The 15,283-nt window shown below is 37.8% G+C and carries 11 protein-coding genes; 9 read left to right on the forward strand and 2 right to left on the reverse strand.

Annotated elements, in window-relative coordinates; translation table 11 throughout:
* Nucleotides 1-82 precede the first annotated feature (82 nt).
* Nucleotides 83-2,935 (reverse strand): transglycosylase domain-containing protein, encoded by a 2,853-nt coding sequence (locus PCY70_RS12035; protein WP_305767516.1) that lies wholly within the window; start codon nt 2,933-2,935, stop codon nt 83-85.
* Between the two features lie 275 nt (nt 2,936-3,210).
* Between PCY70_RS12035 and PCY70_RS12040 the strand changes: the two genes are divergently transcribed.
* The 9 genes from PCY70_RS12040 (at nt 3,211) to PCY70_RS12080 (ending at nt 13,500) form a co-directional block, all read left to right on the forward strand.
* On the forward strand, nt 3,211-4,503 hold the full coding sequence (locus PCY70_RS12040; RefSeq protein ID WP_029488221.1) for a uroporphyrinogen decarboxylase/cobalamine-independent methonine synthase family protein: 1,293 nt from the start codon (nt 3,211-3,213) through the stop codon (nt 4,501-4,503).
* A 107-nt stretch (nt 4,504-4,610) separates the two neighbouring features.
* Nucleotides 4,611-6,674, forward strand: a complete 2,064-nt coding sequence (gene aspS, locus PCY70_RS12045) for an aspartate--tRNA ligase (protein ID WP_305767517.1) — start codon at nt 4,611-4,613, stop codon at nt 6,672-6,674.
* 15 nt (nt 6,675-6,689) lie between these two features.
* Complete coding sequence (locus PCY70_RS12050; protein WP_305767518.1) at nt 6,690-7,628, forward strand: Rpn family recombination-promoting nuclease/putative transposase; 939 nt, start codon at nt 6,690-6,692, stop codon at nt 7,626-7,628.
* Between the two features lie 15 nt (nt 7,629-7,643).
* The gene (gatA, locus tag PCY70_RS12055; RefSeq protein WP_305767519.1) at nt 7,644-9,062 is read left to right on the forward strand and encodes an Asp-tRNA(Asn)/Glu-tRNA(Gln) amidotransferase subunit GatA; all 1,419 of its coding nucleotides are present in this window, start codon (nt 7,644-7,646) and stop codon (nt 9,060-9,062) included.
* A gap of 12 nt (nt 9,063-9,074) precedes the next feature.
* Nucleotides 9,075-10,484 carry an Asp-tRNA(Asn)/Glu-tRNA(Gln) amidotransferase subunit GatB gene (gene gatB, locus PCY70_RS12060; protein WP_305767520.1) on the forward strand — a complete coding sequence of 470 codons (1,410 nt, stop codon included), beginning with the start codon at nt 9,075-9,077 and terminating at the stop codon, nt 10,482-10,484.
* A 12-nt stretch (nt 10,485-10,496) separates the two neighbouring features.
* Nucleotides 10,497-10,664, forward strand: coding sequence for a hypothetical protein (locus PCY70_RS12065; RefSeq protein ID WP_305767521.1), 168 nt, complete (start codon nt 10,497-10,499; stop codon nt 10,662-10,664).
* A gap of 24 nt (nt 10,665-10,688) precedes the next feature.
* Nucleotides 10,689-11,660 carry an ABC transporter substrate-binding protein gene (locus PCY70_RS12070; protein ID WP_010168131.1) on the forward strand — a complete coding sequence of 324 codons (972 nt, stop codon included), beginning with the start codon at nt 10,689-10,691 and terminating at the stop codon, nt 11,658-11,660.
* 60 nt (nt 11,661-11,720) lie between these two features.
* Nucleotides 11,721-12,746 (forward strand): FecCD family ABC transporter permease, encoded by a 1,026-nt coding sequence (locus PCY70_RS12075; RefSeq protein WP_044149828.1) that lies wholly within the window; start codon nt 11,721-11,723, stop codon nt 12,744-12,746.
* Nucleotides 12,739-13,500 (forward strand): ABC transporter ATP-binding protein, encoded by a 762-nt coding sequence (locus PCY70_RS12080; protein WP_305767522.1) that lies wholly within the window; start codon nt 12,739-12,741, stop codon nt 13,498-13,500. The genes PCY70_RS12075 and PCY70_RS12080 overlap by 8 nt, the downstream gene beginning before the upstream one ends.
* A gap of 4 nt (nt 13,501-13,504) precedes the next feature.
* Here PCY70_RS12080 and PCY70_RS12085 read toward each other — a convergent pair whose 3' ends face one another.
* Nucleotides 13,505-15,283 carry an FAD-dependent oxidoreductase gene (locus tag PCY70_RS12085; protein ID WP_305767523.1) on the reverse strand — a complete coding sequence of 593 codons (1,779 nt, stop codon included), beginning with the start codon at nt 15,281-15,283 and terminating at the stop codon, nt 13,505-13,507.

Below are 15,283 nucleotides of genomic sequence, written 5' to 3' on the forward strand. Positions count from 1 at the left end.
CTGTTGCATGTGACCCCCCCCTCGCAAAGGAGGGAATGATTTTGTATGATTGAATATATAAAGGGGGGCAACAACGTTTTTTTTAAGGAATAAAAAATTCTTCTTCATCTTCTGCAGTTGGTTGATACTCTGGTGTATAAACTAGAGGTGGTAATAATTCGGGTATTGATATTTGAGGCATTGCTGGCGATGGTGCGGATGGCGGAGTTGGTAACGGCAATGGCTCGGGAGTTGGTATTACAGTTGGTGGAGCAGGAGCTAGTGTAGGTTCTGGTATCACAGAGTCTATTATAGTTACTGGAGTTTGTATTAATTGTGGTTCTGGTATTAAAGTTGAAGTAAGCGGTTCTGTAGGTGGTGGAGGTGGAATTATAATAACTTGTTCTTCTACAGGAGCGGTAGGCAAATCAACTTTAACTTCTAAGGATGGCATTTCTGGAGAAGAATGATGTCCAGTACAATATTCATCTATTATATGTTCCGGTCTAAAATAGTCTGTGTGAGTTTTGGTACAGTTATAGGTAGGTTTCATTCCTGTAATTGAGCACACAGTGGCTTTTACATATCCAGTAGTTGTGGGTGTAAAATCTCGATATGGCAAATCTTCATGAATTTCTTGCATGATTTTGGCCCATATAGTTAGATGATGTGTACTAGACGAAGTAAGTTCTTCTGGTATATCGTGTCCTAACCAAATGGCAGCAGTATAGTATGGCGTATATCCTGCAAAGGTTAAGTCTTTTGATTCATTAGTTGTTCCAGTTTTACCGGCTATTGGATGAGAATAAAAATCTTGATTAATTTTTGTTCCTGTACCTATTTTGATAACATCTTCCATCATATCTGTAAGCAAATATGCTGTAGAAGCTGAAACAACTTGATGAGTTTCTTGGTGTCCTTCTGGATTTTCAGGACTAGGCGGACTATTATCAAATAGCATATTTCCGTCCATATCTAAAATTTTGGTATATAATATTGGTTCGTGGTATACACCAGCATTAGCTAGAGCTGCATATGCACCGGCCAAATCAATTGTAGTGACTCCGTGAGTGAGACCACCTAAAGGTAATGCGTATACTTTATCTTTACCATTTTTATTAAGTGTTCTAAATCCAAAATTTTGTACATATTGATACGCTGTATCAAGACCTAGCATTTGAACGGTGCGAACTGCCATTGTGTTTACAGAATGCCAAATACCTCGACGCATTGTTGACGGACCTACATATACGTTATCATGGTTTTTTGGTGTGTAAAATTCTGTTGGCGTAATTTCTATTGTTAAAGGTTCGTCCAAAAGAATAGATCCGGGAGAAAGGAGTCCGGTATCAAGAGCTGGCGCATATGCTGCTAGTATTTTAAATGTAGAACCAGGTTGTCGAGTTGCTTGTGTAGCACGATTGAAAGTACGGCTACCAGATTTTTCCCCTCGGCCTCCCGATAATGCAGGAACATAGCCAGTTTGGTTATCGATTATTACAAAAGAAGCTTGAGGTTCTAAAGTTTCGTATACTGTTTCCAAATAGGTCATGTCCTCCGTAATGCCCCATTCTTTTAACTTTGTGTTTTTAAATGAATCTACTTGATAAAAGTTTGAAACAAATCCTATTGCGCTGTAGTGTTTTTGAGTATCATCATCGTTGATAACAGAAACACGATAATCTACCTGAATTTTTTTCTCATTATTAGGATACAAGTTGCCGTTATTTATCACACGATCGACTATCTCTTGTATTTCAGGATTAAACGTAGTATATATTTTTAGTCCTCCACCATATAACATATTGGTAGCTTCGTCTTCTGTCATATCTGCTTCTGCAACAAAGTCTCGAATTACAGAGTCAATAACAGCGTCCACAAAAGAAGTGTGTGGTACTATTGCGGCTACAAATTCGTCATTGAGAGCACTTATTTTGCCAAAAAGTGTTCCTTGTGCGGTATCGCCTGATCTTGTGGTATAGAATTGAATAGTATCTGACCCGGGTATCGCAGAAACAACTTCTATATTTGGATTTTCATCTAAAGCGTTTTGTGCATCTTGTGTAAATTGAGGATTTGTTGGTAATGCCTTTTCGGCAAGAGCTCCTAGTCGTTCTTCCTCTGTTATATATCCTTGCTCTACCATATTGTGAAGGATAAGTTGAGCTTTATCCCAGTTTGCTTCTGGGTTGGTAACAGGGCTAAAGTTAGATGGAGATTGTGTTATTCCAGCAAGTATGGCAGATTCGGCTAAAGTCAAATCGGATACATCTTTGTTAAAATATCTATCAGATGCTGCTTGGACTCCGTTCATTCCATGTCCTAGCGCTAGTGTATTTAAATAGTATTCAAGAATAAGATCTTTATCATATTTTTTTTCAAATTGTAATGCAAGATACATTTCTTGAAGCTTTCTTTCAAACGTTCTGTCAGTGGTTAGTATATTATTTTTGATCAGTTGTTGAGTGATGGTACTAGCTCCTTCTGATAGTGAAGCTGTTTGTATATTTACGAGTATAGCACGCAAAGCTCCCCTTATATCTACACCATTATGTTGGTAAAAACGGGCATCTTCTATGGCAATAAGTGCCTTTTGAAGATAATATGGAATTTCGTCCAGAGTAGCGTAAATTCGAGCCTCGCCTTGGTTACTATTTAGACGATCTATTTCATTGCCATAAACATCATATATAAAAGTGGTATAATTATCTCTGGGTTTAAGGTCTAATGTGTTTACATCTGGAGCTGCATCTATAACATTTAACACCCAGGCAAGAGCTGCTCCACATACGCCAAAAACTACAATAACTAAACCAATCAAAAAAATTTTAAAGCCAAGGAGAGTTGTGCGTTTAATCTCACGATGAGATTTTTGTTCAGCATCATTCTCCTCTTTAATTTTCTTTGAATAATCCATGTATGATTCGTTGCCACAATTATAAAACTGTATAAACATAATTGCCATTCTACTTCACTGAAAAGGAATTTACAAGGTTTTATTGGGCAACTTCCTCCTTTTTTAAAAATTTTACTTAGTATGACAAAGTTGCTTTAGCAGTTGTTAAAACTCCTTTAAGATAGAGTATACCAAAAAAAATTGCATATATCAATAGCAATAAAGTTGTACGAGAAAATAAAATTGATATTTTTTATAATTTGGGTTATGATAGAATTGCTTAGAAGATGATGACGATGTGATGTAGTTTAATTATATTAAAAGGAGTAACATATATGAAAAATTTAGGAATGAGCGATTTTGAAAGAGATTATTTGTTGGAACTTGCAACTGAATACAAAAAGATCGCAGATACAGAAGAAAATAAATCTAAAATTCAAAATTGGTATGATATTAATGACCTAAAACCTAATGCAAAACCTCTTTTTATGAATCACTACTGGCCAGCTGCATTGAATGAAGTTTTTCCGGAGGATAGTTATAAATGTAAGTCTCAAGCTGCACTTAAATATGAAAAGCACTTTAAGACGCGAATGTTCTATATTAAAGAGCTTGGCGATGATAATGTAGTTGAACCTGTTATTGCGGCTCATTTTGGATATAACATAGATCAATTTGGCGGGCTGCCATCAAAAAAAATGATTCGTTCGGCAGAGGATGATGGATCTGGTGCATATGAATTGGCACCAATTATTATAAAGCCAGAAGATATTGCGCTTATTAAGGATCCTATTTTAAAATATAATAAAGATGTTGCCGAGGAAATTTTTGAGCAGACACAAGAAATTTTTGAACCTGTATTGACGGTGGTAAAAAGAGCCGCGGCTTGGGGAAGTAAGCTAGCTGATCAATTTACTTGGTTTAGAGGTATGGAGCAAGCATATATTGATATGGTTGATGATCCGGAGTGGGTACATGAGTTGCTAGAAACAATTGCAGATAAATATAAAAAAGGACTTGATTTGTTGGTAAATAATGGATTATGGGGCAATTATGATTTGTCGGATCCTCTTGGATCTTCGTCTGGGCTTAAATATGCCACTGGAATTAAAGACTATAAAGATGTGAAACCGGGAGATTACTTTAAGGATAAAATTCCATTGGATAAGTCTTGGGGAGGTAGTATAGCAGAAGCATTTACCTGCGTTTCAAATGATATGCATGAAGAATTTAGCTATATGTATGATAGAAAATTAAATGAATGCTTTAAGTATATTAATGTAGGTTGCTGTGAAGTGTTAGGGCATAAAGTTGATTTAATACGTAAATTTAGAAATGCTCGTAAAATTTCTATATCCGAGTGGAATAAATATGAGCTGGCCGCAAAGAACATAGGTCGTGATTTTGTATATAGCTATAAACCGGCTGGAGTACCATTTTTGGGAGAAAATCTCGATAAAGTGGCAGTGGAAAGAGAAATTAGAGGAGTATTAGAGGCTGTTAAAAAATATAATTGTAATGCAGAACTAGTGTTGAATATAGGAGGTACTTTAGGCGTAAATCCGCATAAAAAAATTAGAGAATGGTCGGATCTAACCAGAAGACTAATAGAGGAATATTATCAATAGAGTATCTTGACAGATTGCAGTAATATTTTATAATGATAGATGACTTTAAAAATAAGAAGCACTCGACAAAAGTTGAGTGTTTTTTTATTAATATTTAGGAGGAAAAGATGTTAAGGACGCATTATTGTGGAAATATTAGAGAAAGTAATATGAAATCTAGCGTAAAGGTTTGTGGCTGGGTGAATACGAAACGAGATATGGGAGGGATAATTTTTATTGATTTACATGACAGAGAAGGTACGCTGCAAATAGTATGTGACCTGGAAATGCTAAAGGATAAGTTTAAGATAATAGAAGCAGTAAAGAATCAGAGTGTATTGCAAGTGAGGGGAAAAATCCGTCTTAGAGATGATGAAACTATTAATCCAAAGATAGCAACAGGGACGGTGGAGCTTTATGCAGAAGATTGTAGATTATTATCTGAAGCGTCGCCGTTGCCTTTTTCATTAGACGAAGAAGTGCGAGAAGATTTGAGGCTGAAATATAGATTTTTAGATATTCGTCGAGAAGCTATGATAAGCAATTTAAAATTTAGACACAAGATACAGAAATTGACGCAAGATTATTTGGATAACGATGGATTTATTAGTGTGGAAACGCCTATGCTGACTAAGTCGACGCCAGAAGGTGCAAGAGATTATTTGGTACCCAGTCGTGTACATCCAGGAGAATTTTATGCATTGCCACAGTCGCCGCAGATATTCAAGCAATTGCTAATGGTAGGAGGGCTTGATAAGTATTACCAAATTGCAAGATGTTTTAGAGACGAAGATTTGAGGGCAGATAGGCAGCCAGAGTTTACGCAAGTAGATATGGAAATGTCATTTGTAGAGCAAGAAGATGTGCTTAGACATTTGGAAAAGTTGTTTAAGTATATATTTAAACACTCTATGAATATAGAATTTGATGATAGGTTTCCGAGGATTACCTGGAAGACTGCAATGGATAAATATGGCAGCGATAAGCCAGACTTGCGGTTTGATTTGCCAATAGTAGATATTACAGAAGTCGCAAGAGTGTGTGAATTTTCTGTATTTAGAAATGTTGTTGACCAAGGTGGCGTGGTTAGAGCTATTTGTATAAAAGGTGGAGATGTGCTCAGCAGAAGTCAGATTGATGAATTGACAAAGACGGCAGTAACATTTGGAGCAAAAGGTATGGCGTGGATATCACTTCGCCCGGATGGAGAAATATATTCGATATTAAAAAAATATTTTAATGAGAGCGATATTCAAGCAATTATTGAAAAGACAGAAGCGAAAAATGGAGACTTTATATTATTCTGTGCAGATAAATTAGATATAGTTCGCAAAGTTTTGGGAGTGTTGCGCTTAGAAATAGCAGATATATTTAATTTGCGAAGAAAAGATGATTATAAAATTTTGTTTGTAACCGACTTTCCGCAATTTGAATATTCGGAAGAAGAAGGGCGATATTTGGCAATGCACCATCCATTTACAATGCCATATTTAGAAGATATTTCGCTAATAGAAACTGACAAAGGAGCGGTCAGAGCACAAGCTTATGACGTAGTGTTAAATGGAGTTGAATTGGGAAGTGGAAGTGTAAGAATTTATGATGCAGATATACAGCAAAAGATGTTTAGCGCATTAGGATTTTCTGAGGAAGAAATTAAAGAGAGATTTGGGTTTATGGTAGATGCGTTTAAATATGGAACTCCGCCGCATGCAGGATTTGCGTTTGGGTTAGATAGGCTTGTAATGTTGCTAGTGGGAGCAAATTCATTGCGAGAAGTTATAGCATTTCCGAAGACAAAGGATGCTTCTTGCTTGATGACAAATGCACCAAATCTAGTAGATGATGAGCAACTAGAAGTGTTAAATTTAGGACTTTATACAGCGGAGGGTATAGTAAAGAAAAAGGCGAAAAGTAATGATGTAGATGTGGATGTAGATAAAGTGGCGGCATTGGCGATGCTCTCAATTAAAGAAGAAGAAAAGGAGAAGTTGAAAGATGATTTATTGTCGATTATAGAATTTGCAAATCAATTGAAAGAAGCAGATACAAGCAACATTAAGCCGTCGACGGCAGAAGTAACGAATGTGTTAAGAACAGACGTGGTTACAAATATAAATCGCCGAGATGAAATGTTAAGTAATGCAAAAACTAAAGAAAACGGAATGATTTTGATAAAAAAAGTAATAGAATAGTATGGGAGGAAACGTATGAAACAGGGAAGAGAAGTGATCTCATTTGACTACGCTATGAAGTATATACTAAGAGAGAAGTCAAATTTTGATATATTGGAAGGATTTTTATACGCACTGCTAAACGAAGAAGTAAAAATATTGGAAATATTAGAAAGTGAAAACAATAAAAATGACATTGATTTAAAGTCTAATAGAGTAGATTTGCTAACAAGAGATGAGCAAAATCGAAGAATGATAATAGAAATCCAGTATGCAGCGGAATCGGATTATTTGCAAAGATTGCTATATGAAACAAGTAGAACAATAATAGATAATCTACCAGATGGAGCAAGATACGAAGAAGTAATAAAAGTGATATCGATTAGTATATTGTATTTTGATATAGGAACAAAATGCGTATATAAAGGAGAAATGTCATTCCGAGATATAAAAACAAAGGAAAATTTAATTCCAGAAAAGGCAGACAAATATATAGGAATAAAAAGTAAGAAAAAGAATTATAAAGAAATTTTTCCGGAATATTACTTGATCAATACGAGGCTGTTTAATGATAATGTAGAAACGGATTTAGATGACTGGATATATATGTTTAAAAACAGTGAAGTAAGAGAAGGAGCAACTGCAAAAAGTATTGATAAAGCAAAAGAGCGCTTGGATGTATTAAAAATGAGTAAAAAAGAACGATCTAAATATAACAATTTTCTAGACGAGAGGCGAAAAAGTGCAAGTCAGTATCATACAGCGTATACTGAAGGAATAGAGCAAGGAATAAAACAAGGAATAAAGCAAGGAATAGAGCAAGGAATAAAGCAAGGAATAGAACAAGGAATAGAACAAAATAAAAAAGAATTCGTGAAAAGAGGATTGGATAAAAAAATTAGTATTGCAATGATTGCTGAGTTGGCAGAATTATCAATAGAAGAAGTGAAGGCAATAATTAAAAATTTGAGTTAGTAGATTGGAGAAAATATGTATACAGTTTCAGAATTAAGTAAAATGCTTAAAGATAAAAAAATTTCATCGGTTGAAGTAACAACAGAATATTTGGCAAAAATAGATGCGAAGGATAAAGAGATAGAAGCCTTTTTGCTAGTGACCAAGGAAGAGGCAATGGAGGCGGCTAAACTGGCGGACGCAACAATAGCGGCAGGGAACGCAACAACGCTAACTGGAATCCCTTGCGCAATAAAAGATAATATGTGTACCAAGGGAATTCGCACTACTTGTGGTTCAAAAATGTTGGAGGATTTTATTCCAGAATATGATGCGTTTGTAATAAAAAAATTGAAGGTCGCAGAAACGGTAATGCTAGGCAAGTTGAATATGGATGAATTTGCTATGGGTTCATCAAATGAGAATTCGCATTTTCATATAACAAAAAATCCCAAAAATCTTGAAAGAGTGCCAGGTGGAAGCAGTGGAGGCTCGGCTGCAGCAGTGGCGGCGGATATGGCGGTCTTTACACTAGGGAGTGACACAGGAGGATCGATAAGGCAGCCCGCATCATTTTGTGGAGTGGTCGGGATGAAGCCTACGTATGGCTCGATTTCTAGAAATGGATTGGTGGCGTTTGCATCATCGTTTGACCAAATTGGACCATTAACTCATACGGTAAAAGATTCAGCCATGGTGTTAAACGCAATTGTGGGACATGATAAAGGTGACTCAACTTCTAGAGTGTATAAATATGAAGATTATACAAAAGATTTGGAAAAAGGAGTTCGAGGATTAAAGCTTGCAGTACCGAAAGAATATCTGGAAGGTGACGCTATTCAAGCAGAAGTGAAAGAGGCAATTGTAGCGGCAATAAAAGAGTACGAGAAAATGGGGGCAGTGGTGAAAAAAGTTTCTATGCCATCGTTAAAGTTGGCGCTACCTGCCTATTATGTAATTTCTAGCGCTGAAGCATCTTCAAATTTGTCGCGATTTGATGGGGTCAGATATGGTTATAGAACTGATGACTATGAAAATATTGAGGACTTGTATAAAAAATCTCGAAGCGAGGGCTTTGGAGCAGAAGTTAAGCGTCGAATCATGCTAGGAACATTTGCGTTGAGTGCAGGATATTATGACGCATACTATAAAAAAGCCGTAGAAGTGAGAGCACTGATAAAGCAAGAGTTTGATGAAGTATTTAAAGATAGCAGTGCAATAATCTCGCCTGTGGCACCAACAACGGCATATAAACTTGGGCAGAAGACAAAAAATCCTTTGGAGATGTATATGGGAGATATTTATTCTGTGCCAGTGAATATAGCTGGAGTGCCGGCAATCAGCATTCCGTGTGGAGTAGATTTGGAGGAGTTGCCTATAGGAATGCAACTGATTGGAAATATGTTTAGTGAAGCTTTATTATATCAAATTGCAAATGCTTATGAAGCACGTTAGAGGGAGAAAATTATGTACGAAATGGTAATAGGACTTGAGGTCCATTGTGAATTAAATACAGAGACAAAAATATTTTGCGGATGCAAGACAACGTTTGGGGCGGAGCCTAATACGCAGGTTTGCCCGGTGTGTATGGGAATGCCAGGAACGCTTCCGGTGTTGAATGAAAAAGTGGTAAATTATGCCATTAAGGCGGGGCTTGCAACAAAATGTAAGATACGAGCCGTATCAAAGCAAGATAGAAAAAATTATTTTTATCCCGACTTGCCTAAGGCATATCAAATATCACAGTTTGATGAACCACTTTGCGAGAGAGGATATATAGAAATAGAAACAGAAGGTGGATCAAAAAAAATAGGAATAACAAGGATTCACATAGAAGAAGATGCCGGGAAGCTGATTCATGACAAAGAAAAAGGAACGTTTATAGATAGCAATAGATGCGGGGTACCGTTGATAGAAATTGTATCAGAACCAGACATGAGAAGTTCATTAGAAGCAGTTGCATATTTCAAAAAGTTACGTGCAATAATATTGTATACAGGGATTTCTGATTGTAAAATGAACGAAGGATCCTTGAGATGCGATGTTAACTTGTCTGTGCGAAAGAAAGGAGAAGAAAAGTTTGGAACACGTACAGAAATGAAGAATTTAAACTCGTTTACGTTTATTCAAAAAGCAATAGAATACGAATTTAAGAGACAAGTTGATATTGTGAAAGCTGGAGGTGAAGTTGTACAAGAAACAAGGCGATATGACCAAGCTACGGGAAAAACATATTCTATGAGAACAAAGGAAGATTCAAACGATTACCGATATTTTCCGGACCCAGATTTGGCGCCAATAGTAACTTCAAAAGAAAAAATTCAGAAATTGAAAAAGGAAATACCGCCATTGCCAGATGAAAGAAAGCAAAAGTATATGCAAAATTATGGACTGAACGCTTACGATGCGGAATTGCTAACAAATGAAAAAGAGGTTGCAAATTATTTTGAAAAGGCAGCAGTATATGCTAAAAATAAAAAAATACTAGCAAACTTGATTATTACAGAAGTTCTGAAAATGGTAGAAGATGATAAAATCAAAATTTCGTATAAAAGCATAGCCGATATTTCTAACCTAGCCAGCGGCGACAAAATTAATAGTAGCGTTGCCAAGAAGTTGATAAAAGATGCGTGGGACAAAAATATCGATGTAAATAAGTACGTGGAAGAAAATGATCTACTTCAAATCAATGACAAGGTATTGCTAAAAAAATTGGTATTAGAGGCAATAAAGGCAGATCCTAAGTCTGTGGCTGCGTATAAAGCGGGTAAAAGTATTGTTATTAAATCGTTTATTGGCAAAATAATGGGAAAAACTGGTGGAAGAGCAAATCCTGTAGTGGTTAGTAAATTACTAGAGAAAGAACTGTCAAAATAATAGGAGGTCATCATGAAGGATAATAAAGCTGGCATTATATGGACTATGGTAATAATTATAGTGGTACTATTAGTGATTTGGTGGTGGTGGTTTTATGGATCAGAGCCTGAAACAGAAGTAGTGGTTCCGGTGGCGCAAAGTGAATCTTTGGCACCCGAAGCTGTCGCAGTGGCAGAATAAGTTGAATGATAATAGGAGGTCAAGATGAAAAGATTTGCGGCGATAGTAATACTCTGTGCCATTTTAATTTTGGGATGTTGGTGGTTCTTTGGAGCCGAAGAATCGGAGGTAGTAACTCCAGAAAAAGTTAGTGAGAAGGTGGATCAGTTATCGGATCGGCCATCGGAGTTGCGAAAGTTGATAGATAGAAGTGGTGCTGAAATAGAGGCATTGGATAACTACTTTAGAGTGGTTTCATATGCACCAGCAATAACCGAGCTATTAGTGGATTTAGGGTATGGTGACAGAATTGTTGCGATAACAAGTTATGACAAAGGAGATGGTGTAGTAGGAGAACCTAAAGTATTCGACATGGTAAATCCTGACATGGAAGGGCTGCTTGTATTAGAGCCAGACTTAATCTTGGTGGGAGAATTGACTGCCGAGGGCGGTGCGGATCCATTAATAGAATTCAGAAAAATGGGAACCACTGTTGCAAGCTTTCCTACCGCTAACACTATAGCAGATATATATTTAGATTTGGAGTTTATGGGAGAATTGCTGGGAGAAAAAGAGACGGCAGATGCTTTGGTTCAAGATATGAAAAGGCAAATAGCGGAGATATCGGCTATTACAGATAAAATCGAAGATAAAAAGAGTGTCTACTTTGAAATTTCTCCTGCTCCATATATGTATAGTACAGGAGACGAAACCTATTTAAACCAAATGATATCTATTGCAGGAGGAGAGAACGTCTTTGCAGATGATCAAACGTCTTGGATTAGTGTAACAGATGAGATGGTGATTGCGGCAAATCCTGATGTCATTATTACAAACGTAACGTATGTAGATGATGCTGTTGCGGAAATTGAAAAGAGAAATGGCTGGGGAGATATTACAGCAATAAAAAATGGAGAAGTGTTTTTAGTGGAGAACAACCCAACTTCGTTACCTACTAGAAATATTTTGACCGGAATTAGAGAGATGGCAAAGGATATGTATCCAGAGTTATTTTAAGTGAAGTAGGCTGTCGCGATAATTGCGGCGGCTTTTATTTGAATTAGGGGAGGAATTGTGATGAAAGTTAAGATGGGGATAACTGTTGTTTTGGTTGTAATAGCGATTATTTTGGGAATCGGAATAGGTTCTGTTTTTGTTCCACCTGCAGATGTGGTATCGATAATTTTGCATAAGCTTTTTGGCGTAGCATTGAGCGAAAGTGTAACTGCTCCAGAGGTAAGCATCGTATGGAACATAAGAACTGTGAGAACTTTGATGGCATTTGTGGTGGGAGCTGCGCTATCGGCATCTGGCTCTGCTATGCAATCGGTATTGCAAAATCCCTTGGCATCGTCGTATACATTGGGTGTTTCGGCTGGTGCAAGCGTTGCTGCTAGCATTTGCATTATAGGTGGATTTTCATTTTTTGGAATTTTGACATTGCCGCTCTTGGGAATGACTTTCGGAATTTTAACGGTATTTGCGGTGGTGGCTGTATCGACAAAACTGGATCGCCAGATAAGTAATATTACGATAGTGTTAGTAGGAATGGTGATATCGCTATTTTTGAGTGCGGTGATGTCTATTTTAATTGCAGTATTTAAAAATCAAGCGGAAAGAATTATATTGTGGCAGATGGGGAGCTTTGCAGGAAATCAGCCCATTGAGCTTGTCATTGTTACTGTGATTTCGGTTATAGGAATATTTGTATTGTGTATAAAATCACGCGAGCTAGATATTTTGAGTTTTGGAGAAGAGCAGGCGTTTTCTATGGGCATTGATGTTAAGAAAGCCAAGTGGGGGATACTTATATTTGCTGCAGGACTGACGGGCTGCGCTATTTCATTTGTGGGAATAATTGGATTTATCGATCTGATAGCACCGCATGTTACGAGAAGAATTTTTGGAGTCAGTCATAGAATTGTGATACCCATGTCTGCTATGTTTGGAGGGCTTTTTATGGTTGGATGCGACATTTGCTCGCGAGTTATTGCAAATCCAATCGAATTGCCAGTGGGAGCAGTGACCGCGCTGATTGGTGCACCGTTTTTTATGTATATATTTTTTAAAAAAGATAGCAAGGAGGGCAGGGTCGATGCTTGATATAAAAAACTTGAGGACAGGATACGATAAGCAAATGGTTTTGAAAGATGTAAGTCTCAAAGTATCTCTGGGAGAAAATTTATGTATATTGGGTTCAAATGGTTCTGGAAAAACAACGCTTCTCAAGGCAATTAGCGGAGTTTTACAATATGAAGGAAGCATTGTATTGTTTGGAAAAGAAGTGAGCGAGCAAAAGCCAATTGAGTTGAGCAAAAAAATAGCCCGCCTATCGCAGATGACAAATATATATTTTCCATACACTGTCTATGATACTGTAATGTTGGGTAGGTATAATCAGCTTTCAAAAAATGTTTTCGAGAAGCCTGCGAAATTGCATTATGAATATGTTGATTATTGCCTACATGCGGTGGGAGCGTATGAGTTAAAAGATAGGCGCATCAATACCCTCTCAGGGGGGCAACTACAGAAGGTGCTGATGGCACGGGCATTGGCGCAAGAACCAAAAGTGATTTTGCTAGATGAGCCTTCCAATCATTTGGATCTAAAAAGTCAGATGGAATTATTCACATTTTTGGCAGAGTGGAGCGCTGACGGTGAGCATTCGGTGATAGCGGTGCTACATGATGTGCTGCAGGGATTGCGATTTTTTGATAGACTGCTGCTGCTACGACGCGGGATGATTCAGTTTGATGGATCAGCGGATGCGGTACAGTATGATCAATTAAAGAATGCGTATGGATTTGATGTAGTTGCCTATCTTAAGCAAATGCAAGAAAAACTAAATGCGCTGTAGATACCTATGCCGTTTTTAGATACTGACTTATTTCGTATAGTGCTTGATAGAGATCTGCATAAGTGATCATAACCTGATTATTCATATTGTGAAAAAGTTGCTCAGAAATTATGCCGGCGTCATGTAACACGATGCGTTTGTCAATGTTGGTATCAGCTATGGAAAGCATTTCGAAGATAGCAAAGACGAGCTGAATTGTGGTTACATATTCGTTTTGAAGATAGGCTTCGTTTAATGGCATCGAGATTTCCTCAATGCGAATAAATTTGTGAAAAGCTTCTATAACATCTGGCGCAGCCGCAAGGTCGTTTAGGTGAATGTCGTTATTGTAGCTGCCGATTATGATTCCTGCATTATAGGCGTAGGAGATACCGTTAGAAAATGGATGCCCCTCGTAGGCATAAGGCAAGTCGAGGTCGGCCAAAAATGCTCCCTGGGCAATAAGTTGTTGCTGTATTTGAGAGATCATAGAAGAATTATAAGCGAAGTCTCGAAAAGTAGCGTTGGTATTTACCGCGTATGCTGCGGCCACGCCAGCTGCTTCCCCAATAGCCATTCCGATAGGCACAACTCGAACACTGCCAAAGCCAATGCTGTGGTAGCTGGCACTTCTGCTGGCGATGAGGAGGTTGTCGATTACTTTGGGGATGATGGAACGAAATGGAATGCTATATGCATCGGGATCGCCAATGATGTAGCCCCAGTTGTCTATGCTAGTAGTTTGAATATCGATTGGGTAACTGCCCCAAGCAATCTTGTCAGAAAAATTCATGTGGCTCATCATGTCGCTGGCACTGAGAGTATATTCGCCGATGATATGTCTGGATTCGCGTACGTATAGTTCTTCTGTTATGCCGCCATATGTTGCATTGGCAAATCCAGGAATATTTGCAATTATATATGCCGCAATGTGTTCGCATTCGTCTGCAGCTATGTTTTTGGCGGCGCTTAATTCAGATTGGTTAAGAGGGTCAAAGCCTATGAGCTGCATAGCATTGATGAGTACCGAATTGTCGTTTTGTAGCCCCACATTTAATCCTCGAACTTTTACATTGTCTGGATAAGCAGGCGTGTATGCTCTCATTATATCTAAAAATCCCCAGGCTGAATACGCATTCATTTCGGCTTGATAATAGGCCGTATCAGAATAAATTCCGTCTCGCAGTGCGGCCCAATCGACGTTATCTATTTTAAATACCTGTGTGATTGCCTGAATTTGTGTAGGATTATTAATGTCCATCCCGCCGATTGTATAGGGAACTCCAGCGGCCGCCGCAATGTCCGCATCTTGTGTGGCATCGATAAAGACGTTGGCTGTAAATATAGTATTGTTAGCAGTTATATGTGTGATTTTATTTTCTGTAACAGCGGGCAAAATGTCGTCGGCATTGAGAATAAGCGTGATGTTGTCCTCAGCTGCGATCATTGATAAGAAAATTTTCTCGACTGTTGCAATATCAAATGAATCGCGTTTGTCCCAAAATCCAGCGAAAGCATTTTCGGGGTGAATAGCAAGAAAAAATTCTTCAAAAATCCCTTGCGTCAATAGAGTACCATCCAATGAATAATTCATGTCTAGAGAATTTAGACCTCCTAGTGTAAATAAGCCTCCAACTTTGTCGCGAGTATCGATAAGCAGTGTGTGCATTCCGTTTCTAGCACTGCTTACGGCCGCGGCAATGCCTTCGGGGTCTGTGCCTATAACAGCAACGTCAAAGTCTGCTGCAAAGATGTTAAAGGTCATACAAAATAAAAAGATTGTTATCATATAAAATTTTCTCAT

This window comes from Candidatus Epulonipiscium viviparus (assembly GCF_030708075.1).
Lineage (GTDB): Bacteria > Bacillota > Clostridia > Lachnospirales > Cellulosilyticaceae > Epulonipiscioides > Epulonipiscioides viviparus.

Bases quoted from the DNA above. Each gene is read 5' to 3' on its own strand.
- gatB (WP_305767520.1), top strand. From the start codon at position 9,075: ATGTACGAAATGGTAATAGGACTTGAGGTCCATTGTGAATTAAATACA.
- gatA (WP_305767519.1), top strand. From the start codon at position 7,644: ATGTATACAGTTTCAGAATTAAGTAAAATGCTTAAAGATAAAAAAATT.
- PCY70_RS12040 (WP_029488221.1), top strand. From the start codon at position 3,211: ATGAAAAATTTAGGAATGAGCGATTTTGAAAGAGATTATTTGTTGGAA.
- PCY70_RS12065 (WP_305767521.1), top strand. From the start codon at position 10,497: ATGAAGGATAATAAAGCTGGCATTATATGGACTATGGTAATAATTATA.
- PCY70_RS12085 (WP_305767523.1), bottom strand. From the start codon at position 15,283: ATGAGAAAATTTTATATGATAACAATCTTTTTATTTTGTATGACCTTT.
- aspS (WP_305767517.1), top strand. From the start codon at position 4,611: ATGTTAAGGACGCATTATTGTGGAAATATTAGAGAAAGTAATATGAAA.
- PCY70_RS12070 (WP_010168131.1), top strand. From the start codon at position 10,689: ATGAAAAGATTTGCGGCGATAGTAATACTCTGTGCCATTTTAATTTTG.
- PCY70_RS12050 (WP_305767518.1), top strand. From the start codon at position 6,690: ATGAAACAGGGAAGAGAAGTGATCTCATTTGACTACGCTATGAAGTAT.
- PCY70_RS12075 (WP_044149828.1), top strand. From the start codon at position 11,721: ATGAAAGTTAAGATGGGGATAACTGTTGTTTTGGTTGTAATAGCGATT.
- PCY70_RS12035 (WP_305767516.1), bottom strand. From the start codon at position 2,935: ATGTTTATACAGTTTTATAATTGTGGCAACGAATCATACATGGATTAT.
- PCY70_RS12080 (WP_305767522.1), top strand. From the start codon at position 12,739: ATGCTTGATATAAAAAACTTGAGGACAGGATACGATAAGCAAATGGTT.